This is a genomic window from Rhizobium sp. M10 (genome assembly GCF_002531955.1).
Classification (GTDB): Bacteria; Pseudomonadota; Alphaproteobacteria; order Rhizobiales; family Rhizobiaceae; genus Rhizobium; species Rhizobium etli_C.
On the sequence record NZ_NWTA01000006.1, the window covers coordinates 232,374 to 253,235 of the forward strand.

At 61.8% G+C, this 20,862-nt stretch carries 20 protein-coding genes; 6 read left to right on the forward strand and 14 right to left on the reverse strand.

Features of this window, described 5'->3' with window-relative positions; genetic code table 11:
- Positions 1–11 precede the first annotated feature (11 nt).
- The 7 genes from CO671_RS12590 to CO671_RS12620 form a co-directional block, all read right to left on the reverse strand.
- Positions 12–1,250: a glycosyltransferase family 2 protein gene (locus CO671_RS12590; RefSeq protein WP_010034485.1), complete on the reverse strand. Its 1,239-nt coding sequence runs from the start codon at positions 1,248–1,250 to the stop codon at positions 12–14.
- Positions 1,251–1,266: 16 nt separating this feature from the next.
- Entirely contained in the window at positions 1,267–1,893 is a 627-nt protein-coding gene (locus tag CO671_RS12595; RefSeq protein ID WP_097606193.1) for an SIS domain-containing protein, read from the reverse strand.
- A gap of 248 nt (positions 1,894–2,141) precedes the next feature.
- Positions 2,142–2,498 carry a RidA family protein gene (locus CO671_RS12600; protein WP_097606316.1) on the reverse strand — a complete coding sequence of 119 codons (357 nt, stop codon included), beginning with the start codon at positions 2,496–2,498 and terminating at the stop codon, positions 2,142–2,144.
- Between the two features lie 14 nt (positions 2,499–2,512).
- On the reverse strand, positions 2,513–3,334 hold the full coding sequence (locus CO671_RS12605) for an ABC transporter permease (RefSeq protein ID WP_097606194.1): 822 nt from the start codon (positions 3,332–3,334) through the stop codon (positions 2,513–2,515).
- Positions 3,334–4,590, reverse strand: coding sequence for an ABC transporter permease (locus CO671_RS12610; RefSeq protein ID WP_097606195.1), 1,257 nt, complete (start codon positions 4,588–4,590; stop codon positions 3,334–3,336). Before CO671_RS12610 ends, CO671_RS12605 begins: the two co-directional genes overlap by 1 nt.
- A gap of 69 nt (positions 4,591–4,659) precedes the next feature.
- Positions 4,660–5,709 carry an ABC transporter substrate-binding protein gene (locus tag CO671_RS12615; RefSeq protein WP_097606196.1) on the reverse strand — a complete coding sequence of 350 codons (1,050 nt, stop codon included), beginning with the start codon at positions 5,707–5,709 and terminating at the stop codon, positions 4,660–4,662.
- A gap of 49 nt (positions 5,710–5,758) precedes the next feature.
- A complete protein-coding gene (locus CO671_RS12620; protein WP_097606197.1) occupies positions 5,759–6,841 on the reverse strand; it encodes an ABC transporter ATP-binding protein in 1,083 nt (360 codons plus the stop codon).
- Between the two features lie 229 nt (positions 6,842–7,070).
- Between CO671_RS12620 and CO671_RS12625 the strand changes: the two genes are divergently transcribed.
- The 4 genes from CO671_RS12625 (at position 7,071) to CO671_RS12640 (ending at position 10,465) form a co-directional block, all read left to right on the forward strand.
- Complete coding sequence (locus CO671_RS12625; RefSeq protein ID WP_097606198.1) at positions 7,071–8,468, forward strand: PLP-dependent aminotransferase family protein; 1,398 nt, start codon at positions 7,071–7,073, stop codon at positions 8,466–8,468.
- A gap of 1 nt (position 8,469) precedes the next feature.
- Entirely contained in the window at positions 8,470–9,762 is a 1,293-nt protein-coding gene (locus CO671_RS12630; RefSeq protein WP_097606199.1) for an FAD-binding oxidoreductase, read from the forward strand.
- Positions 9,763–9,860: 98 nt separating this feature from the next.
- Positions 9,861–10,112 carry a transcriptional regulator gene (locus CO671_RS12635; protein ID WP_096769271.1) on the forward strand — a complete coding sequence of 84 codons (252 nt, stop codon included), beginning with the start codon at positions 9,861–9,863 and terminating at the stop codon, positions 10,110–10,112.
- A gap of 2 nt (positions 10,113–10,114) precedes the next feature.
- Positions 10,115–10,465, forward strand: a complete 351-nt coding sequence (locus CO671_RS12640; protein ID WP_010027426.1) for a type II toxin-antitoxin system RelE/ParE family toxin — start codon at positions 10,115–10,117, stop codon at positions 10,463–10,465.
- A gap of 22 nt (positions 10,466–10,487) precedes the next feature.
- Here the strand turns inward: CO671_RS12640 and ugpC are convergent, their stop codons facing one another.
- From ugpC to CO671_RS12665, 5 genes are all read right to left on the reverse strand, one after another.
- Positions 10,488–11,465, reverse strand: coding sequence for a sn-glycerol-3-phosphate ABC transporter ATP-binding protein UgpC (gene ugpC / locus CO671_RS12645; RefSeq protein ID WP_097606200.1), 978 nt, complete (start codon positions 11,463–11,465; stop codon positions 10,488–10,490).
- A gap of 4 nt (positions 11,466–11,469) precedes the next feature.
- Positions 11,470–12,297 carry a carbohydrate ABC transporter permease gene (locus CO671_RS12650; protein ID WP_097606201.1) on the reverse strand — a complete coding sequence of 276 codons (828 nt, stop codon included), beginning with the start codon at positions 12,295–12,297 and terminating at the stop codon, positions 11,470–11,472.
- Positions 12,294–13,172, reverse strand: coding sequence for a sugar ABC transporter permease (locus tag CO671_RS12655; protein ID WP_097606202.1), 879 nt, complete (start codon positions 13,170–13,172; stop codon positions 12,294–12,296). Before CO671_RS12655 ends, CO671_RS12650 begins: the two co-directional genes overlap by 4 nt.
- 66 nt (positions 13,173–13,238) lie before the next feature.
- Positions 13,239–14,522: an extracellular solute-binding protein gene (locus tag CO671_RS12660; protein ID WP_097606203.1), complete on the reverse strand. Its 1,284-nt coding sequence runs from the start codon at positions 14,520–14,522 to the stop codon at positions 13,239–13,241.
- Between the two features lie 37 nt (positions 14,523–14,559).
- A complete protein-coding gene (locus tag CO671_RS12665) occupies positions 14,560–16,881 on the reverse strand; it encodes an alpha-L-rhamnosidase (RefSeq protein ID WP_097606204.1) in 2,322 nt (773 codons plus the stop codon).
- Between the two features lie 145 nt (positions 16,882–17,026).
- Here CO671_RS12665 and CO671_RS12670 point away from each other — a divergent pair, with 145 nt between their 5' ends.
- Together CO671_RS12670 and CO671_RS12675 are read left to right on the forward strand one after the other, a co-directional pair.
- A complete protein-coding gene (locus CO671_RS12670) occupies positions 17,027–18,085 on the forward strand; it encodes a LacI family DNA-binding transcriptional regulator (RefSeq protein WP_097606317.1) in 1,059 nt (352 codons plus the stop codon).
- Positions 18,082–18,423: an FCD domain-containing protein gene (locus CO671_RS12675; RefSeq protein WP_348627714.1), complete on the forward strand. Its 342-nt coding sequence runs from the start codon at positions 18,082–18,084 to the stop codon at positions 18,421–18,423. The genes CO671_RS12670 and CO671_RS12675 overlap by 4 nt, the downstream gene beginning before the upstream one ends.
- 28 nt (positions 18,424–18,451) lie before the next feature.
- Here the strand turns inward: CO671_RS12675 and CO671_RS12680 are convergent, their stop codons facing one another.
- Positions 18,452–19,816: an alpha-L-fucosidase gene (locus tag CO671_RS12680; protein ID WP_348627716.1), complete on the reverse strand. Its 1,365-nt coding sequence runs from the start codon at positions 19,814–19,816 to the stop codon at positions 18,452–18,454.
- Positions 19,816–20,823 carry a LacI family DNA-binding transcriptional regulator gene (locus tag CO671_RS12685; protein WP_097606206.1) on the reverse strand — a complete coding sequence of 336 codons (1,008 nt, stop codon included), beginning with the start codon at positions 20,821–20,823 and terminating at the stop codon, positions 19,816–19,818. Before CO671_RS12685 ends, CO671_RS12680 begins: the two co-directional genes overlap by 1 nt.
- Between the last annotated feature and the right edge of the window lie 39 nt (positions 20,824–20,862).

The window sequence follows — 20,862 nt, forward strand, 5'->3', positions numbered from 1 at the left end:
TTTCGTGGCTCTTATCCCGCGAGAGGCGGCGCAGCTTTCTTGACCGGCAACATAACGCCGAGGGCTCGTACCATGAGGCCTGATATAAAGATCTGGAACGCCGTGATGATAAGCCAAAGCCCGAAGACGGCCCAGTTTGTCTCGATGCCGATCTCGGGCAGCACGTATCCGTTGCCGACATAGGAATCGAACAGCGGAACCGCCAACAATGCGCCTGCCAGAACGGCGATAACCGATCCCCAGATCGTTGCATTGTAAGGCAGAAGCCGCTCGAAACGGGGCTGCACATGTCCCGAATAGTCGAAAATCACTCGACCGATCGCCGCCGAAACCAGCATTGATTGACCAAGGACGGCCATAGCCATGGCAAACAACATGGCGTTGGACGAGAACCGCACACCGCCGATGGACATGGGGCCAGCGAGCAACGGCAGCATCATGATCAAGCCGAGGGCGAGAAGCAGGAGACCCGGCCAGACGAGAAAGAAATCAAACCCGTAGACAAACATGGCCTGCAGATTGCGCCAGCCTGCCCGCCACGGCTCCATCCAGCCCCGCCGCTTCATGTGGCTTAGCCGTCCTTCCGGATCCTTGAGGAAATGGATCGGCACTTCGGTGGTGGCAAGCTCCATATGCACGGACTTCAGCACCATTTCCGAGGCATATTCCCAACCCTGCGAACGAAGATCCATGCGGAGCAAGGCATCGACGCTGATGCCCCGCATGCCGCAATGGATGTCGGAAAAGCGGCTGGCGAACATGCGATTGAGAATCCATGTCGTCAGGGGCGTTCCGAAATAGCGGTGCAGCGGCGGCATTGCATTGGCTTCGATCGAGCCCTTGAACCGCGAGCCCATCACGAACTCATAGCCTTTCCGGAAGGCTTCGATAAACGGCGCGATCTGGCGAAAATCATAGGTGCAGTCCGCATCGCCCATGATGATGAACTTGCCGCGGACGAAGGGAATGGCATCGATGTAAGCCCGGCCCAGGCCGCGCTTCGGCGTCCGCAACACGCGCGCACCCCTCTCACGGGCGATTTCCGGCGTGCGATCGGTCGAACTGTCGACGATGAGGATTTCCACCGCCGCACCGCTTGCCGCGATGCCTTGACGGCACCAATCGACGAAGGTTCCGATCGTCAATTCCTCGTTGAGCGAGGGGACGAGGATGGTTACTTCCGGTTCGGCGACGTCGTCGTCTGGCGTCAGAAGCGTCAATTCCGGATCGTGGGTGGGGGAGAAATTCATGCGCGTGATACGGCTCTTAGGAAAGGCTGGGCGGGACGAGGCCGCAGGAAAAATCCAATATGGCGTGGCAGATCGCGAGATGGGCAATCTCCACATAGCCATATTGATCGGAAGCAACGTAGAAATTCAGATCACCGAGCGCGCGCAACGGGTTGCCCGGCGCGAAGCCACTCAACGTGATGACGGCGCCGCCTTTTTCGCGGGCGGTGCGGACGGCCTTGGTAATGCTTTCCGATCGGCCTGAACTGCTGATCGCGATCAGCAGATCTCCTTCATTCGCATGCATTTCGATTTGCTTTGCGAAGACGTTCTCATAGCCGAGGTCGTTCGAGAGGCAGGTCAGCGTTGCGCCGTCGTTCATCGCCATGGCGCGGAGTCCGCCATTTTTGGAGTAGTCGGTCGCCATATGGCTGGCAATGGCCGCACTGCCGCCGTTGCCGATGAAGATGATCTTCCGGCCGGCGTCATGGGTGGCACGGGCGAGTTGCATGGCCTCACTCACCGCAGTTGCATAATCCAGGCCTTCATCAGCCGGTCGCGAGGCGGCGGCATTCACGAGCACGTGGCGGAGAAATGTGAAATAGCGATCGAGATCGCCGGCCGTGACGCCAAGCTCGGATGTTTTGCTCTGGTGATGCGACATGCCGGTTCAGTCCCTACGCCTTGGAAATTGGGGCGTCCTTAAAGACTAAATGATACAAAGGCAAGTTGCCCGCGGCCCCTTTCGAGGGTTGCCGACGAGTGTCACGGCTTTGCAACTCATGGTCTTCGTCAAGCATGCGGACGAAATTTATCCGAAGACGGTTGGCCGTTGCGGCTTGCCTTACGCGCTCGTCCCTTGCGGCATTCGATATGAACTGCGTGGCAGGCGCTTCCGGCAAGGCTCCGCGCTCAATTGCCGACTGCTGCGATAATGCCGATTTCCACGGAATATTGTGGCGCGGCAAGTCTTGCCTCGACGGTGGCGCGCGCCGGCGCATGGCCGGATGGCACCCAGTCGTCCCAGACGGCATTCATGTCTTCGAATGCGGACATGTCCGCAAGCCAGATCGTCGCGCTGAGGATTCGTGTCGGATTGCTGCCCACGCCGTCCAGGAGTCGAGTGATCCGTGTCAGGATATTGGTCGTCTGCTCGCGGATGGACGCGCCCGGCGCGTCGACTGCGACCTGGCCTGCGAGGAAGACGAAGCCGCCACAGGTGACGGCCTGGCTCATCCGTTTTCCGGTCTCGTAACGTTCGATCTGCATGCTCGCCTCCTTCATCAATCCCTGTGCGCAATCTTCTGGCGTTCGGCGCGTCGCTGCAGCCATTGGATGGTGGCGAGGAACAGCGTCGAAAAGAGGATGAGGAGAGTGGCGACGGCGGCGATCGTCGGGCTCAGCGTTTCCCGCACGCCGCTCCACATCTGGCGCGGCAGCGTGCGTTCCTCGGAACCGGCGATGAAGAGCGCAATCACCACTTCGTCGAACGACGTCACGAAGGCGAAGAGGGCGCCGGAGGCCACGCCCGGGGCGATGACCGGCAGCATGATGCGCAAGGTCGCCTCGACAGGGGTTGCGCCGAGACTGGACGCCGCCCGCATCAGATTGTGATCGAAGCTTGCGAGTGTCGCGGTCACGGTGATCACCACGAAGGGCGCGCCGATCGCCGTATGCGCCAGCACCAGCCCGGTCAGGCTGTTGAGCAGCCCGACGGCAGCGAAGGCGTAATAGATGCCGACCGCCGACACGATGACCGGCACGATCATCGGCGAGATCAGAATGGCGGTCAGCGTTGCCCGCGCCGGACAGGAGGGCCGGCTGAGGCCGATCGCGGCAAGCGTGCCGAGAAAGGTCGACAGGACAGTGGCGCAGACGGCGACGATGCTGCTGTTCCTCAGCGCCAGCTGCCAGACGTTGGAATCGAAGAATTCGCGGTACCATCTGAGCGACAAGCCGGGCATCGGGTAGGTGAAGAACGGCTCGGCGTTGAAGGAGAGCGGCACGATCGCGACGATCGGCGCGATCAGGAACAGGATCACCAGGCCGCCGGCCAGCCACAGGAGGATGGAAAACAGTCGCGGGAAAGACAGGAAGTTGGTCATCAGCCTATCCTCAGCCGGTCGATGCCGACGATGCGATTATAGACGGCGTAGAGGATGAGCACCGCCACCAGCAGGATCGTGCTCAAAGCCGCCGCCATGCCCCAATTGGTGACCTGGTTGGAATAATAGGCGATGAAATAGCTCACCATCTGATCTCCCGGCCCGCCGACCAGCGCCGGCGTGATGTAGTAGCCGAGCGCCAGGATGAAGACGAGCAGGCCGCCGGCACTGACACCCGGCATGCTCATCGGCAGGTAGATGCGGAAGAAGGCCGATATGGGCGGTGCGCCGAGCGAGGAGGCGGCCCTCACATAGACTGGCGGTATGCTCTTCATGACGCTGTAGATCGGCAGCACCATGAAGGGCAGCAGAATATGGGTCATGGCGATCAGGACGCCGATGCGATTGTAGATCAGGTCGAGGGGCCGCGCGGGATCGACGAGACCCAGCCAGATGAGCGCCGAGTTGATCACGCCGCGCCCCTGCAGCAACACGACCCAGGCGCTGGTGCGCACCAGAAGCGAGGTCCAGAACGGTAGCAGCACCAGGATCAGCAGCGTATTGGCGACCGCACCTTTCGAGCGGGCGATCAGGGCGGCGAGGGGATAGCCGAGGAACAGGCAGATCACGGTGACCGACGCGCTGACGACGAAGGTGCGGATCAGCACGTCGACATGCACGGCATTCTCCGCCGAGACCCTGCCGATCGCGCCCGACGCATCGCGCTCGAGGTCGAGCGAGGCGAGCAGATAGTAGTCGGTGAAGGGCGGCGACGCGTTCTTGATGATCGTCCAGTAATGCGGGGTCTCCCATTTGGGATCGATGGCGATGAAGGCGGCCTTGTAGGGCGGCTCGGCATTGCGGATGGTGCGCGCGGTTTTCAAGAGCATCGAGCGCATGCCCGCCTCGTAATAATTGAGACGTTTGGCCACCTCGGCGATCTGATCGCGGGGCGATTGTTTCAGATCGGCGGCGAAGGCGGCGAACAGTGCTTCGTCCGGCGCGGATTGTTCATCCCAGGTGGAAAGCGCCGACATCGTATAGGGCAGGGCGGCGGAAGCCGCCCTGTTGTCGACCGCGCGGGTCAACAGCAAGGCGATGGGCAGGACGAAGACGAGCAGCAGGAAGACCAGCAGAGGCGCGACCAGCAGCAGCGCTCTCAGCCGCGCCTTGCTTTTCGCACTGCCGAGGCTTTTCACCCGTATGCCGGCGGCAATCATCGAACCGTCGCCTTCATTCATTGTCGCGGTCACCATCGCTCATGCCTTTTTGCGGTAGAGAAAGGGGCGGGCGAAGCCGGGGGACTATTCGCCCGCCCGACGAGGTTACTGTGCGAGCCACTTGTTGAAGCGTTCGGTCAACTCCTCGTCATGGTCGGCCCAGAACTCGGAGGAGACGACAAACGCGTTCTTCGTATTCTCCGGTGCTGTCGGCAAATCGGCGAGAATGTCCGGCGGAACCTTGGTTATGGCCGCCTTCAGGGTCGGGCCATAGGAGATATATTTCGACTGCTGCGCCATCACGTCGGGATTGACGGTGAAGGCGACGAACTTGTCCGCCAGCTCCTTGTTCTTCGAGCCTTTCGGCTCGGCCCAGAGATTGAAGTCCATGCCCTGGCCATCCCAGACGATCTTGAAGTTCTTGCCGCTGTTCTTGACGGCGTCAAAGATGCGGCCGTTCCAGGCCGTCGTCATCACCACTTCGCCATCGGCGAGAAGCTGCGGCGGCTGTGCGCCGGCGGTCCACCAGACCTTCACATCCTTCTTGATGGTGTCGAGCTTCTTGAAGGCGCGGTCGACGCCCTCCGGCGTCCCGAGCACGTCGTAGACCTCGGAAGGCTTGACGCCGTCGGCAATCAGCGCGAATTCCAGCGTGGTCTTCGGCGATTTGCGCAAGGCGCGCGGGCCGGGGAATTTGGCGGTATCGAAGAGATCGGCCATGGTCGTCGGCCCGCCGTTCGGGAACTTGGCGGCGTCGTAGGCATAGATGGTGCCGAAGACGATGGTTGCGACCGCACAATCCATCGCCGCGCCATCGATGAAGGCGTCCTTGCCGCCGAGCTTCGAATAGTCGATCGTCTCGAGCCAGCCTTCGTCGCAACCTTGCAGCGCATGGCTGGGTTCGACGTCGACGACGTCCCAGGTCACCTGGCCGGTTTCAACCATGCCTTTGAGTTTGGCGGTCGAGCCGTCCCATTCATCCTGGAGGATCTTCGTGCCGGTTTCCTTGGCGAAGGGCTTGAAGAAGGCCTCCTCCTGGCTCTTCGTATAGGCGCCGCCCCAGGAGGTGACGGTCAGCGTTTCCTCGGCAAATGCGGCTCCGGCGGTCGCAAGAGCGATGACGGAACTGAGAAGCATGCAGTTTAAACGCATCATGGTGGTTCCCCTTTTTGTTGCTGCGTTTACGAAAGAATGAGCACCCGGGTCAGGAGAGCGCGAGCGCCCGGCAATCCTCCGGCGCCCAGCCGATGATGGCGGTCGACCCGAGCGAGCGAACCGGAATATCCTGCGCGGCGGCGACCTTGATAAAGACGTCGTCGCAGCCGCAGGCGGCGACACGTAAGCGCACATGGTCGCCGTGGTAGATGATTTCCCTGAGCATGACGGTGAAACGGTTCGCAAGGTCTGCCGCCGGCGCCAGCTGGATCCGCTCCGGCCGCAGCACCAGGGTTGCCCGCGCGCCTTCCTTCAAGCCTTCTCCGGCCTGGCCGATGATGATCGAGCCGTCAGGTGCGCGGATCCGGCAGAGGCCATTGTCGATCGCGACGACTTCGCCCGATATGGCATTGTTCTCACCGATAAAGGTTGCGACGAAGGGATTGGCCGGCGTTTCGTAGAGCGCATGCGGGGCCGCGATCTGCTGCAGAATGCCATCATTGAACACGCCGACCCGATCCGACATGGTCAGCGCCTCGCCCTGGTCGTGGGTGACGTAGACGACATTGATGCCGAGGCGGGCGTGCAGATGTTTGATCTCCAGCTGCATATGTTCGCGAAGCTGCTTGTCGAGCGCGCCCAGCGGCTCGTCCATCAGCACCAGCTGCGGCTCGAAGACCAGCGCGCGGGCGAGCGCGATGCGCTGCTGCTGGCCGCCCGAAAGCTGGTTGGGCCGCCGCGTTTCGAAACTCGCCATGCGCACCATGTCGAGCGCGCGGCGAACCCGCTCGGAAATCTCCGCCTTGCCGAGCCGGCGCATCTTCAGCGGAAAAGCGACGTTCTCTCCGACCGTCATATGCGGGAAGAGGGCGTAATTCTGGAAGACCACGCCGATATTGCGCCGATGCGGTGGAACGCTGTCGATCCTGGTGTCGGCAAGGGTGATGGTCCCGCTGCTCGGAGCCTCGAAGCCGGCCAGCATCATCAGCGTCGTCGTCTTGCCGGATCCGGAAGGGCCGAGAAGGGTCAGAAATTCGCCCTTGGCGACGTCGAGATCCAGACCGCGTACGACATAGCTGACGCCGTCATAGGATTTACGCACGCCTTCGAAAGCGATGAAGCGTTCGCTCATGAATTCCTCCTGTTGGCATCGGCCGGGATCCCTGCCTCTTTGTCTCGATGCAAGGGCATATTGTCTCGGTCAATTTACGTTTGTCAAGCCACACAAATAATTTTGTATGGTAACGCCTGTGGGTCTCGAAAATATTGAGAAAGCGTGTTATGTCGCAGGAAATCAAGCTGAATGGCGGCGGCGACCGTGCGTTCAGTCGTGGGATTGTACACGTATTTTCAGGGATTGTATGTCTGAACGATCGGAAATGAACCGGACAAATCAGGAGCGGGAAACACGCATGCCGGCCTATCTCGAACTCGCCAGCGAGCTCGAGGCAAGGATCCGTTCGGGTGCCCTGCCGCCCGGCAGCCAGCTGCCGCCGCAGCGCGACCTCGCCCGGGAGCGGTCGCTCAACGTCTCGACCGTCACGCGCGCCTATCGCGAATTGCAGAACCTCAATCTTGTCATGGGCAGCACCCGGCGTGGCACGATCGTCACCGGCGACGGCGCCATGCCGCGGGTCGACCGGGCGGCGAGCCCGGCCGGCATCATCGACCTGACGGTCAACCGGCCGGCCGTCGACGATTTTCAGCAGCGCCTCGCCCAATCCCTGCCGGCCCTTTCGTCCGACCCGCGCTTCCGCCAGATGCAGGAATACCAGCCGCCGGAGGGGCCGGCCTGGGCGCGCCTGGCGGCGAGAAAATGGATATCGCTCAACGGCTTCGACCCGTCCGAAGACGATATCGTCGTCACCAGCGGTGCCCAGCACGCTCTTCTGGCTGTCATCAGCAGCCTGATCGAGCCTGGCGACACCATCGTCTGCGATCGGCTGACCTATTACGGCCTGATCGCGCTTGCCCAGATGTTCCGCTTCCGCATTATCGGCATCGGTAGTGACGAACACGGCATGTCGGCGGCGGAGCTTGACGATATCTGCAGCCGAGAGCGCGTGCGCGCCGTTTTCACCGTCCCCTCCATGCACAATCCGACCGTCGTCACCATGAGCGAGGCCCGCCGGCGGGAACTGGTCGGGGTCGCGGAAAAGCACGATCTCGTCATCATCGAGGACGATGTCTACGGTCCGATGCTCGGGACCCGCGCAAGCGCCCTGATCACGCTGGCTCCGGCCAGGACCTACCATATTTCCGCATTGTCCAAGGCTTTGGCGCCGGGGCTGCGCGTCGGCTATCTGACCTGCCCGCCCGGGCGAGCGCTGCTGTCGGCCGAGGCGGTGCGTACGACTGCCTGGATGCCCTCTCCGCTGCCGCTGCTGCTGGCGACCCGCTGGCTGGAGGACGGTACGGCAGAAGCGATCCTGAAGGCCCAGCTTGCGGAGCTGCGCGCCCGCCATGCGATCGTTGCGACGATGCTCGCCGGCCATTCCTTCTCCGCCGATCCGCGCTGCATGTTTCTCTGGCTCAGACTGCAGGCGCCATGGCGGTGCGAGGATTTTGCCGCCAATCTGCGTGCTCACGGCGTTGCCGTCATGCCGGCCACCGCGTTTGCCTGCGACCGCCAGCCCGTCGAACATGCCGTTCGCGTCAATGTCGGCTGCGCGTCGTCGCGGGACGAACTGGCAACGGCGCTGCGCATCATTGTCGCCACGCTGAACGATCGTCCCCGCGCTCTGGCCGGCCTGGTCTAGGATGAATAGGCCGCTCCCCGCGCTTCAACCCTTGCCCGACGCCGAACGCCGGCATGTGGCCGTTGTCGGCGCGGGACTGGTTGGTCTCTGCTCGGCCCTCTGGCTGCAGAGAATGGGGCATCGGGTCACGATCATCGATCCGGCGCCGCCATTGGGCGATGCATCCTACCGGCAGGCCTGTTCCTATGGAAATGCCTGCACCTTCGCGCCGCATGGCGTCGTTCCCGTGGCTATGCCGGGTGTCATCTGGCGTGTGCCGGGGATGCTGCTCAATCCGCTCGGTCCGCTGGCGATCGTCTGGAGATACCTGCCGCGCCTGGCCCCGTGGCTCAGCGCCTTCCTGGCGTCGAGCACGAAAGCCGAGGTCGAGCGGATCGCTGCGACATTGGCAACGCTGCTCTCTCACGCCGATGCCGCCTGGCAACCGCTGGTGACGCAGGCCGGCGCCGAACGGCTGCAGCGGCATGGGGGCTGCCTCTATCTCTACAAGACGGAAGCGCAATACCAGGCAGCCGATGCCGAGAACGCGCTGCGTGAACGCCATGGCGTCGCCATGGATCGGCTGAGCCGCACCGATATCCAGAGCATGGAGCCCAATCTTGCGCCGCTCTATCACAGGGGCGTGCTATTCGGTGACGCCTATGTGTTTTCGAGCCCCAGGCAGCTCGCCTTCGGGCTGGCGCAAGCGCTCGTCAGCGGCGGAGGAGAGATTATCCGCGGGGAAGTCTCGGCAATCGCGCCGCGCGATGACGGCGTCGGCCTCAGGATCGCGGATAAGGCGATCCTTGCCGACCACGCCGTGGTGGCCGCCGGCGCCCATTCCCGCAAGCTTGCGGCAGCGGCCGGCGATCGCGTGCTGCTCGATACCGAGCGCGGCTATCACGTCCTGTTCCCGCAGGCAGGCAATCTTCTGTCGCGCCCGGTCTGCTATCCAGAGCACGGCTTCTACATGGTGCCGATGGCGGACGGATTGCGCGCCGCCGGAACCGTCGAACTCGGCGGGCTTGCCGCTCCTTTGAACCCGAAGCGGACCGCGATGATCGGCGAAGGGGTGAGAAAGCTCTTGCCGTCGGCCGGCGAAGGCAGCGACGAGTGGCTGGGCTTTCGCCCATCCATGCCGGATTCACTTCCCGTCATCGGCAGCTCCCGGTGCTCGTCCCACGTCACCTATGCTTTCGGTCACGGCCATCTCGGCCTGACGCTGGCCGCATTGACCGGCTATCTGGTTTCCCAACTTGTCGCCGGACAACGCCCGGTCATCGATCTGACGCCGCTGCGTCCCGATCGCTTTTGAGCCTCTGATGGCTCCCGTTGTCTGAGGGCTGAATGTGATGAATATTGACAATATATGCTACGCCACCCATGATAAGGGGAGAGTGAAAGGGAATGCCGATGGCGTCGGGCAGCATTCATGTGAAAGTCAGTGGGCAGTTGCAGGATCATATCCAGCAGCAGATCGGCGACGACGGCCTCTATGAAAATGCCAGCGAATATATCCGTGCTCTGATCCGGCGAGATTTGCAGACGCGTGATGAGGCGTGGGATATGCTGCAAAAAGAGCTTGCGCCCGCAATGCGGGCCGACGACAGCGAGTTTGTCGCCGTTTCGGCTGAAGACGTCATCCGCCGCAACAAGCGCCGATAGCCATGCCGGCTTATCGCTTTTATCCGCGCGCCGACGCCGCGCAGGACAAGATCTGGCGCGATACCTTCGAGGCATGGGGAGAAAAGCAGGCGGACGCTTACATTCTCGGGCTGCATGCTTATTTGCAGCGCCTATGCGGGGATCGACCGATCTGGCGACAACTTCCACAACGTCTGGCCGTCCCGGCAGACATCAAACGTTCGGCCTATTTCGGTCGCTACGAGCATCACTATGTGTTCTTTCGCGAGCTCGAGAATGGTGATCTCGGTGTCATGAGCATTCTTCACGAACGGATGAATCTGCCTGTCCGGCTCAAAGAGGACTTGGCGGCTCTCTCACGCAAGCAGCCGTGACGCGGACTATCTTCGTCCACGTTCAAAACCGATGCTCCGCTCCCTCGACCGGATTTGCCCAAACCATCATACCGGGTAAAAACGGCGTCTCGCCTTCGGCGCGCACGACCATCTCGCCGAGTTCGGGAACGTCGAGGTAGAGGATAGCATCGGCGCCGAGCCTTTCGATGTGGCGGACTCTGCCCTGCCATTGCCCGGCATTTTCCGAAAGCCGGATATGTTCCGGCCTTATGCCGTAGGTCGTGCAATTCAATCGTCGCGCCGTCTCGCCGCCATAGAGGTTCATCTTCGGGCTGCCGATGAAGCCGGCGACGAAAGGGGTCGCCGGATTGCGATAGAGCTCCATCGGACTGCCGACCTGCTCGACCGCACCGCCGTTCAGCACGACGATCTTGTCGGCCATCGTCATGGCTTCGACCTGGTCGTGGGTGACATAGATCATCGTCGATTTCAGCCGGGCGTGGAGATCGGCGATCTCAAGACGCATCTGGGCTCTGAGCGACGCGTCGAGATTGGAAAGCGGCTCGTCGAACAGGAAGACCTTGGGATCGCGGACGATCGCCCGGCCGATGGCGACGCGCTGCCTCTGGCCGCCGGAGAGCGCTTTCGGCTTTCGCTCCAGCAACTGGGTGAGCTGCAGCGTTTCCGCAGTCGCCGCGACCTTGGCGGCAATTTCCGTCTTTGGACGGCGGGCGAGTGAAAGGCCGAAGCCGATATTCTCGGCAACCGTCATGTGCGGGTAGAGCGCATAGCTCTGGAACACCATGGCGATGCCCCGCTCGGAGGGTTCGGCATAGGTCACGTCCTTGCCGCCGATGGTCAGCATGCCGGACGTCGTCTCCTCCAGGCCGGCGATGATGCGCAGCAGCGTCGATTTTCCGCATCCCGACGGGCCGACGAATACGACGAATTCGCCGGAGGCCACCTCCAGATCGATACCTTTGATGACTTCAAGGGCGCCGAAGCTCTTGCGAACCTGTTTGAGTGTGAGTTCAGCCATTCTGCTACCCTTTGACTGCGCCTGATGTCATGCCCGCGACGATCTGCCGGTTGAAGAAGATGAAGACGATCAGCGGCGGGATCGTCACGAGGAGGATGTTCATGAAGAGGAGATTGTACTGGCTCGAATACATGCTCTGGAAATTATAGAGCGTCAGCTGCACCGTCACATTCTCCTTGCCTGGCAAGTAGTAGAGCGGGTTGGTGAAATCGTTGAAGATCGCGATCGATTGCACGACGATATTGGTCACGGTCACCGGCTTCAGAAGCGGCAAGACCACCCGGAAGAAGATCTGCCGGGGTTTGGCGCCGTCGATCAGCGCCGCCTCATCGAGATCGCGCGGGATGGTCGAGATGAACGAGCGGTAGAGCAATATCGAAAAGGAGAGGTTATAGGCGACCTGGATCAGGATCATCCCTGTCATCGTCTTGAAGAGGCCGATCTCCTGCAGCAGACCGATTGTCGGAACCACGGCGGGCGGCATCATCAGGCCCATGAAGAGGGCAACGGATGCGATCTTGTTCCAGGCGGTCCTGCGGCGCTGCATCACATAGCCCACCATCGCCGACAGCAGGATGAGGATCGTGACGGAAGCGACGGTGATCAGCGTCGAATTGAAATAGGCGAGCACAAGCTGATAATCGCGCGCCTTGAAGACGGCCACGAGATTGTCCCAGAACAGCCATCGCTCCGGCAACTCGAAATCGAGACGGGACGCTTCGGATTTCGATTTCACCGCCTGCAGAGCGACGAAAACGAAAGGCATGACGAAGATGACCGCGGCAACGGCAAGCGATATCGCGCCGGTCATATAGGGACGGATGCTTCTCATTCTTCGACCCCGCGCCGGTTGAACCATAAAGTGACTGGCAGGATGATTGCGGCAATCAGCGCGAACAGGATGACGTTGCCGGCGGTCGACAGACCGTAGAAGCCTGCCTGATACTGCTTGTAAATGACCGAGGCGATCACGTCGGAGGAGAAACCAGGCCCGCCGCGGGTCATCGCCCAAATCAGGTCGAACGAGCGAAGGCCGCCGATCAGCGACAATGTCACCACCGTGATGGTGGCTGGGCGCACAAGCGGCAGGATGACCCGGAAAAATTGCTGCAGGCGCGTCGCTCCGTCGATTCTTGCCGCCTCGTAGTAATCGGGGCTGATCGCGGCTAGACCGGCAATGAAGATCAGGGTAGCGAGGCCGACACCCTTCCACAGGTCGACCAGGGCTACCGAAAACAGGGCGAGCGCCGGATTGGTCAGCCATCCCGGTCCAGGAATGCCGAGCGTCTCGAGCGTGACGTTGATGATGCCCTTCGTTGGATGCATCATCACCGCGAAGGTAATGCCTATGCCGATCGTCGAGACCAGGACAGGAAAGAAGACCAGCGTTCTCAGGAAGCCGCGGGCGAAGATATTGCCGGTCAGAAGCACGGCCAGCAGCAGCCCGCAGACCGTCTTCAGCCCGGATGTCGTCACGGCATAGATCAAAGTGTTGATCAGTCCCTTGATCAGGAACGGCTCGGAAAAGAACTGCTGAAAATTTTCGAGCCCGATGAATTCGGCCGTCGACAGATCCCAGCGCGTCAGGCTGAACCAGAGAGACGAGACCGTGGGAACCAGAAACAGCACGCCGTATATGATGGCAGCCGGAATGAAAAACCACAGCGGGTAGGGCGACTTGCGCGAGCGGGGGCGTGTCTCGGTCATGACTACCTCTTCGATCGGGTGGAACCTCGCCCCATCAGGCGCGAGGTTAAATGGCCCGAAAGACCGCTACCAGTTGGGCAGACCGAGCTGCTTGGCCTGTTTGCGCACATCGTCGTCATAGAGTTTCGCCGCGTCGGCGGGCTGGCGGATGCCGGAGCCGACTTCGACGGTGATCTGCTCGAGTGACGGCCCTTTGACCGGCGAAACGAATTCCAGCGCCGGCGTCGTTTTGCCCTCGGTCTCGAAGTAAGGGAGCATGTCCTTGACGACAGGGGGCACATTGGCAGGCAGACCGCAACCATCGACCAGCGAAGGACCCTGAACTGTGTTGGTCTCGACCATGATCTTGCAGCCCTCGACGCCCCCGGCGAAATCCACGAACTTCTTCGCTTCTTCGATATGCTGGCTGGCGGCGGGAATATAGAGGGCAGGCGGCATCCACACCGTCAGGCCATTGACAGCGGCGTCGTCGCTCGGCTGCGCAAAGAAACCGACATCGCCGAGGTTTTCCGGATAGTTCTGCTTGAGCACGCCGACTGCGAAGCTCAGCATCGGGTAATGCGCCGCCTCGCCGGTCGCTACCATTTTCAGGCCGTCGTCATAGCTTGCCGCGCCGAAGTCCTCGTTCATCAGGCCGGCGTCGTGAACATCCTTCAACCGCTCGAAGCCTTTCATGGCCGCCGGCGTCTCGGCATATTTCGCCTTGTTGGCGGTATAGTCGGCGGCGAAGTTCGGCACGGCGGCATGCAGATTGTAATAATCGGCCAGAACGAAGAGCTGCGAGGTCCAGGTGTCGCGATAGGTCTGCGCGACGGCGACCTTGCCCGATGCCTTGACCTTGGTGTTGTTGGCCATGAAATCCGCCCATGTCTTCGGAACGGAGAGGCCGAGATCCTGATAGATCTTTCTGTTATAGAGAATCCCGCCCGCCATCGCTGTGCCGAACGGAACCCCGTAAAGCTTGTCACCGGCGCGGACGACGGATTTGAAACCGTCATCCACCTTTGCCTGCGAGGGAAGGCCGCTGAGATCGACAAGCGCCTGAGCAGGTTTCAGCGCCTGCAGCAGCGAGCCGGAATTATAGAGGAACACGTCTGGCATCTCGCCTGTCGCCAGACGCGTCTTGACGATGTTGTCACCTTCACCGCCGCCCGGCCGCTGTTCGATTTCGATCGTTACATCAGGCGCCTTGGCCTGATAGGCGGCAACCAGCGCTTCGGCGGCCGCCACCGTATCGGGACTGTTGTCGATCAGGAATGACAGGGTGACTTCCGCATGTGACGGGTTGGCCGCTGCCAGCGCCAGAAGCGTGGATGCGCCCGCGAGAATGAGCCTTATCCGATGTGTCATGACGTTCCTCCTCTGAACGGTGTGACCTGTATGCTCCTCAGGAATCGGGTAGGGAAAAGACCAGCCGGTGCGTGCCCGGGGGAAGAACCGCCTCCTCGATGACAGGCTCCCCATTGAGCGACGGGTTCTGGTGCCGCCGGCCGGGCCGGAAGCGGCCGACGCAGCCCTCCGGCAGCGTCAGCACATAGGTGATCTCGTTGCCGGTGCAGTGCCAGCCGGCCTCTATGCGCCCCTGGCTGATATCGTGATAGGCTGAAACCGGGGAAAGCGAGGGGATCGGCGCGGGATCGACGATGACCTCGGCAAACCCCGGCGCATCCGGCTTCGGCGAAATGCCGGCGACGCATTCGAACAGCCACTGGCAGACGGCGCCATAGGCGTAATGATTGTAGCTGTTCATATCGGGTTCGTAGATGGTGCCGTCGGGCGCCATGGAATCCCAGCGCTCCCAGATCGTCGTCGCTCCCTTGGAGACCTGGTAGAGCCAGCCCGGCACGTCCTCCTGCAGGAAGACCTTTTCGGCGAGGTCGTCCATGTCGAGCTTCGTCAGGGCCGGTAAAAGGGCTGGCGTGCCGATGAAGCCGGTGCCGATCTTGTAGTCGGCATCGATGATCACCTGCCGGAAATGCTGCCGGGCCGCCTGGTGATGCTCCGCCGGTATCAGGTCGTAAAGGAAGGCGAGAGCATAGGATGTCTGGTCGTTATGGGCGAGCCGCCCCGCCGGGGTGATGAACTCGCTGGCGAAAGCCTGTCTGATTTCTCCGGCGCGCCGCTTCATCTGCGCTTCAAGCGCATCTTCGCCGAGAACAGCGGCGATCTTTGCCAGAAGATCTGTCGAGATGAAGTGGTAGAGGGTGGCGGCGCAATCGTCGGCAATCGTCGGGCGCGGCTTCCTGTTGTCGCCGACCGGTTGCAGCCAATCGCCGAAGGTGAAGCCGCGCGCACCCCAGTGCGACGGCGGGCGCACGATCGGACCGTCGGAGATCGACCAGACGAAATCGACCCAGCGCACCATCGAATCCAGGCACTCCGAAAGAACCGCCCGGTCGCCGTAATGGGTGTAGAGAACCCACGGGATGACGACGATCGCATCGCCCCAGCCGGTCGAGCCGGCATAACTCGGAAAGTCGGCGGGATGCAGACGCGTCGGGTCCGGCGAAAAATGCGAGATGGCGCCGTCCTCGCGCTGGTCGGCCATCACATCGCGCAGATACTTCCTGAGGAAGGACTGGCTGTCGCTCAGCCAACATGCGGTTGCGGCAAACACCTGGGCGTCGCCCGTCCAGCCCAGCCGTTCGTCACGCTGCGGGCAATCGGTGGGTACTTCGACGAAATTGGCGCGCTGCGACCAGATGGTATTCTGGACGAGTCGATTGACGAGAGGGTTGCCGGAGGTGAAACCGCCGGCCGGCTCGGGCACTGAGGAAATCGGAATGGAGGCGATCGAGAGAATCTCGGCGTTTCCAGTGATCGTCACCCGGGCGTAGCGAAAGCCATGGAAGGTGAAATGCGGCGCGTAGGTCTCATCGCCGTCTCCGCGCAGCGTGTAGAGCGTGTGCGCCGCGGCCGTGCGATAATTGCGATTGTCGAAATGGCGATCGGGGCCGAGGACTTCCGAATGCTCCACCCGTACAGTGGCGCCGGCAGCGCCGCGGACCGTATATCTGATATAGCCGCCGGCATTCTGGCCGAAATCGAAGACGGCCCTGCCGTCATTATCGATCCAGCTTTCTACCGGGTCGAGCGGCTTCAGCTCCCGAACCGCTGCCGTTTCATGGGCGACCAGCAGTCCTTTGTCGAACGGCAATCGCTCTGTAGCGTGCGTTTCCACGGCGTTTTCCAGTCGTGCGTCGTAAATCTCGCCGAAATAGATCCCCGACTTCAGGATCGGCAACGCGCCGCTGCGCCATGTGGTGTCGGTGGAAAGAACGACGCCGCTCGGTCCGACCAGGTCGGCGATGGCGCCGATCCTGTCGCCCCAGCAGTTGGGAATAGCCTTGGCGCCCCACATGATGGGCGAGCGGTACCATCCGTCGGCGAGCCAGATTTCTATCCGGTTGGGGCCGGGTTTCAGCAATTTCGAGATGTCGTATCGCTGATAGGCAATGCGGTCGTCATAATTCGTCCAGCCGGGCGTCAGCAGATCGTTGCCGACGCGGGTGCCATTGATGAAGCAGCGATAAAGCCCGAGCGCCGAGATGAAGAGTTCGATCGGAAGGCCGGCACCATCGTGATCGAAGGTCTTGGAGACGAAGCTTGCCGCCGTTCCCTGGCCGCCATCCGACAGCGGCGCGATCATTTCCCCCGACCATGTGCGCGAAACGGGATTGCCGCTGATGGCTACAGGCTGAAAGTTCATCAAGTCCTCCCGATGAATTGTAGAACGTTCTCCATATAACGTTCTACATTTTCTTCGGGAGCGCAATAGAAATTTCATCGCCAGTCTGCCATGGTGATTCTGCGGGCGAATATTGACGGTCCGCGGCCACGAGCGCAGAGATTTCATGCCAGTCGAAGACAAACAAAAGCTGCAACGAAACGAGCGCGTGACGATCCGCACAGTGGCCACCCATGCCGGCGTATCGGTCGCAGCAGTGTCCAAGGTGATGCGCAACGCTTACGGCGTCAGCGAAGCGTTGCGGGCCAAGGTAACCGACGCCATTGAGGCGCTCGGATATCGTCCCTCGCGGGCGGCGCGTGGATTGCGCGGGCGCAGCTTCACCATCGGCGTGCTTCTGATCGACATCCGCAATCCCTTTCTGCCGGAAGTGATTGCCGGCGTGAACGGGGTGCTGGCGCCTTCGCACTATCAGGCGATGATCGGTGTCAGCGATGCGCGCGTGCAGCTGGAGACGTCATTGATCGAGTCGATGATCGACTACAAAATGGACGGCCTCATCCTCGTTGCACCGCGCTTGCCCTCCGAGATCATTGCAAAATTCGCCGTCCAGATCCCGATCGTCACTGTCGGTTATCACGATGCCGGCGCCACGGCCTTCGACACCGTCAATGCCGACGATCAGCGCGGCGCCGAGATTGCGGTGGAGGCGCTGCTGGCCTGCGGTTATCGCGACATCGAAATGCTCAGCCTCGGCGAGCGCGAAGGGCACGCGGTCTCCGTCGTCCGCCAGCGGGAGATCGGCTTTCGCCGGGCGATGCAGCGGGGTGGGCTCGGCGCGGCGCCGATCGGAAAGATTCCGATAGCCTCACCGAGGCGGGAAGACGCGATGCGAAAATTCCTGGCGAGGAAGGACAGGCCGCGCGCCGTGTTCTGCTGGAGCGATCTCGATGCGATCACGCTTCTCAGCCTGGCGATGGAGATGGGCGTGCGTGTGCCCGAGGACCTCGCCGTCGTCGGATATGACAACTCCTCGACCGCAGCACTCGGCCTCGTCAATCTTGCTAGCATCGACCAGTCGGGCAGGGAACTCGGCCAGATCGCAACCCGGGCCCTCATCTCCCGGATCGAGGGCCGCACCGCTTCAGAGCATATTCTCCAAGTGCCGTCGCTGGTCAGCCGCAACAGTCTGACCCGGTCCAAGGATACGAAACACGACGGATGAAGAGGCCGGCAGCAGCTATCGAGCTTGCCGGCCCATCGGTTCAGGCAGCTGAGATTCGAGGGACGTGTGAAGCGGCGCGGATCGGCGCACTTTCCTTGACGGCCTTGATATTGCTCGATGAAGGCGGGCGCATCCTTCGCCTTTACTACTCGACCTTCGATGACCGCCTGCCGCACCAATATATCGATGAACACGAGGAAATCATCGCCGCGATCGAGGCCGGCGATGCCGAGCGGGCCGACCGGCTGGCAATCTCCCACGCCGGCCAGATCGTCCGCCAGATCCAGTATTATCTCGCCCGCGACCTCGACCGGCCGATGGCGATCAGCTTGTCCTGAAGCGCCGGATCAGGGCACAGCGAATGCATCAATCCTGAACGCCAGAGTCGCTCCCTGCCTTGAGCTTGACCTCGATGACCGGGACCACGACTTTGGGGCGGCGCACTGGCAACACGAATGTCAGTTCGTCCTCGCCGACGGGGAACTGGGTGTTCGCCCACAGCGTGTTGGCCGATGGGCGCAGCCAGGTGACCTCGCTGGCGTCATGCAGGAACTGCGCATATTCGATCTTGCCCGCCAGCGCATCGAAATGCAGATGTCTATAGGGCCAGTTGAACAGGTGGATGTAGAGGCGGTCGCCGTTCTGGGTCAGCCTGCAATCGGGGGGAGCGGTGAAGTCGGACTGGGTGCAGCCGACAATGCTGCGCTCGTGCAGCGCCATCCATTCCTCATAGGCGCCAAGCGCTGATATTGCCCGGTGATCGAGTGTGCCGCGCGCCGTCGGGCCGACATTCATCAGCAGATTGCCGCCGATCGCAACGGTGCCGATCAGCATCTGCACCAGCTGCTCCGTGCTTTTCCAGGTGTCCTCGTCGCGATGATAGCCCCAGGAGCCGCTGAGCGTCTGGCAGGCTTCCCAGACGACGCGCCTGCCGTCGCGTTTCGGCCAGGCGCGCGGCATATATTGCTCCGGCGTCACGATGTCGGGCTGCAGGCCGGCGAGATCGAGGCGGTTGTTGATGATGATGTCGGGGGCAAGCTCGCGCACCAGGCGCACGAGTTTCTCGCTTTCCCAATCCCGATGACCCTTGCCGACCAAGTCTCCGAGCTTCCACTGCGGGTAGCTGAAGTCGAACCACAGGATGTCGATCCGGCCGAACTCGGTCAGCAGTTCGCGTACCTGCTCGCGCATGAAGGCGGCATAACGCTGCATGTCCCGGCCTTCGTTGATCTCAAGCGCATCGGGATGATTGCGCTGCGGGTGGCGGGGATCGACGGTGAAGTCGGGGTGATGCCAGTCGATCAGCGAATAATAGAAGCCGATCCTCAGACCCTCGGCGCGGAAGGCGTCGACGAAGGGGCGCAGCAGATCCTTGCCATAAGGCGTGTTCGTCACCTTGAAGTCGGTGGCCTTGGTGTCCCAGAGGCAGAAGCCTTCATGGTGCTTGGTCGTCAGCACCACATATCTCATGCCCGCGGCCTTGGCGCGTCTCGCCCATTCGCGTGGGTCGTAGAGATCGGGGTCGAAATGCTCGAAATATTTCTGGTAATCGGCGTCACTCAGCTCTTCGCGGCTTTTGACCCATTCATGGCGGGCCGGCAGGGCGTAGAGACCCCAATGCACGAACATGCCGAAACGGTCGTGAACGAACCAGGCCTTCTTTTCCTCGGGCAACGCCAATGACTGCAGATTGCCGGCATCCATGGGATATTCCTCCTGTTGATCGTCGATCAGGTCGTTTCGCGGATGATGAGCTCGGGCACGATGACGATGCCGTGCTGACGGTTTTTGGTGGCGATGCGGCTGAGCAGCAGGCGCACCGCTTCCTCTCCCATTTCCCGTTTCTGCACGCGCAGCGTGGTGAGTGCCGGAGACAGCAGTTCGGCAGCCGGAATGTCATCGAAACCGATGAGGGCGATCTGTCCCGGGATCGAAATGCCGGCTGCCCGGCAGGCCTTCATGGCGCCGATCGCATTGAGGTCGTTGTAGCAGATGAGGGCATCGATACCGGGTGTTTCCGCCAGCAATTGCGCCGCCGCCGTCTGTCCGCCGGCAGCCGTGGGGTCACAGTAGACGATGCCGTGCGCCTTCAGCCCATGGGCTGCCAGCGTCTTGCGGAAGCCAACGAGACGGCTCTTGCCGCCGAAGGAGCTGCGCGGCCCGGCAATGATCGCGATTTTGTGGCGGCCGCGTTCGACCAGATGGTCGATGGCCCGCGAGGCTCCAGTCTCGTAGTCCGTGACGATCGTTCCGGCGACTTCGGGGGGAGCCTCGCGGTTGATGAGCACAACGGCGCGGTGGTGGGCGAGCGCCTTGTGGAGGGCGGCGTCGGGCAGTCGCGCGCTGCAGACGATGATCCCGTCGACCCGATGCCTGAGGAGCGCCTCGATGAGTTCCTCTTCCCGTTTGCTGTTTTCGACGACATTGGACAGAAGCAGATTGTAGCCGGCCGCGCTCGCCGCATCCTCGGCGCCCCGGATGACCTCGGGAAAAAACGGGTTGGTGATGTCGGGAACGAGAAGGCCGATGGTCTTTGACCGGTCGGATCGCAATCCGCGCGCAAAAGGATTGGGGCGGTAATTGAGTTCGTTCGCGGCCGAAAGAATGCGCTGCGTGGTCTCGGCACTCGCTCCGCCCTGGTCGTTCAGCACGCGCGACACCGTCATCGGCGACACGCCGGCGGCGCGGGCGACATCGGCGATGGTTATCTTGGATTCCAGGTCTTTGGGACGGCTCAATGGATTGTCTCTGAGAAGGGCGGAAATTTACGATAACGA

Bases quoted from the DNA above. Each gene is read 5' to 3' on its own strand.
- CO671_RS12590 (WP_010034485.1), bottom strand. From the start codon at position 1,250: ATGAATTTCTCCCCCACCCACGATCCGGAATTGACGCTTCTGACGCCA.
- CO671_RS12595 (WP_097606193.1), bottom strand. From the start codon at position 1,893: ATGTCGCATCACCAGAGCAAAACATCCGAGCTTGGCGTCACGGCCGGC.
- CO671_RS12600 (WP_097606316.1), bottom strand. From the start codon at position 2,498: ATGCAGATCGAACGTTACGAGACCGGAAAACGGATGAGCCAGGCCGTC.
- CO671_RS12605 (WP_097606194.1), bottom strand. From the start codon at position 3,334: ATGACCAACTTCCTGTCTTTCCCGCGACTGTTTTCCATCCTCCTGTGG.
- CO671_RS12610 (WP_097606195.1), bottom strand. From the start codon at position 4,590: ATGGTGACCGCGACAATGAATGAAGGCGACGGTTCGATGATTGCCGCC.
- CO671_RS12615 (WP_097606196.1), bottom strand. From the start codon at position 5,709: ATGATGCGTTTAAACTGCATGCTTCTCAGTTCCGTCATCGCTCTTGCG.
- CO671_RS12620 (WP_097606197.1), bottom strand. From the start codon at position 6,841: ATGAGCGAACGCTTCATCGCTTTCGAAGGCGTGCGTAAATCCTATGAC.
- CO671_RS12625 (WP_097606198.1), top strand. From the start codon at position 7,071: ATGTCTGAACGATCGGAAATGAACCGGACAAATCAGGAGCGGGAAACA.
- CO671_RS12630 (WP_097606199.1), top strand. From the start codon at position 8,470: ATGAATAGGCCGCTCCCCGCGCTTCAACCCTTGCCCGACGCCGAACGC.
- CO671_RS12635 (WP_096769271.1), top strand. From the start codon at position 9,861: ATGGCGTCGGGCAGCATTCATGTGAAAGTCAGTGGGCAGTTGCAGGAT.
- CO671_RS12640 (WP_010027426.1), top strand. From the start codon at position 10,115: ATGCCGGCTTATCGCTTTTATCCGCGCGCCGACGCCGCGCAGGACAAG.
- ugpC (WP_097606200.1), bottom strand. From the start codon at position 11,465: ATGGCTGAACTCACACTCAAACAGGTTCGCAAGAGCTTCGGCGCCCTT.
- CO671_RS12650 (WP_097606201.1), bottom strand. From the start codon at position 12,297: ATGAGAAGCATCCGTCCCTATATGACCGGCGCGATATCGCTTGCCGTT.
- CO671_RS12655 (WP_097606202.1), bottom strand. From the start codon at position 13,172: ATGACCGAGACACGCCCCCGCTCGCGCAAGTCGCCCTACCCGCTGTGG.
- CO671_RS12660 (WP_097606203.1), bottom strand. From the start codon at position 14,522: ATGACACATCGGATAAGGCTCATTCTCGCGGGCGCATCCACGCTTCTG.
- CO671_RS12665 (WP_097606204.1), bottom strand. From the start codon at position 16,881: ATGAACTTTCAGCCTGTAGCCATCAGCGGCAATCCCGTTTCGCGCACA.
- CO671_RS12670 (WP_097606317.1), top strand. From the start codon at position 17,027: ATGCCAGTCGAAGACAAACAAAAGCTGCAACGAAACGAGCGCGTGACG.
- CO671_RS12675 (WP_348627714.1), top strand. From the start codon at position 18,082: ATGAAGAGGCCGGCAGCAGCTATCGAGCTTGCCGGCCCATCGGTTCAG.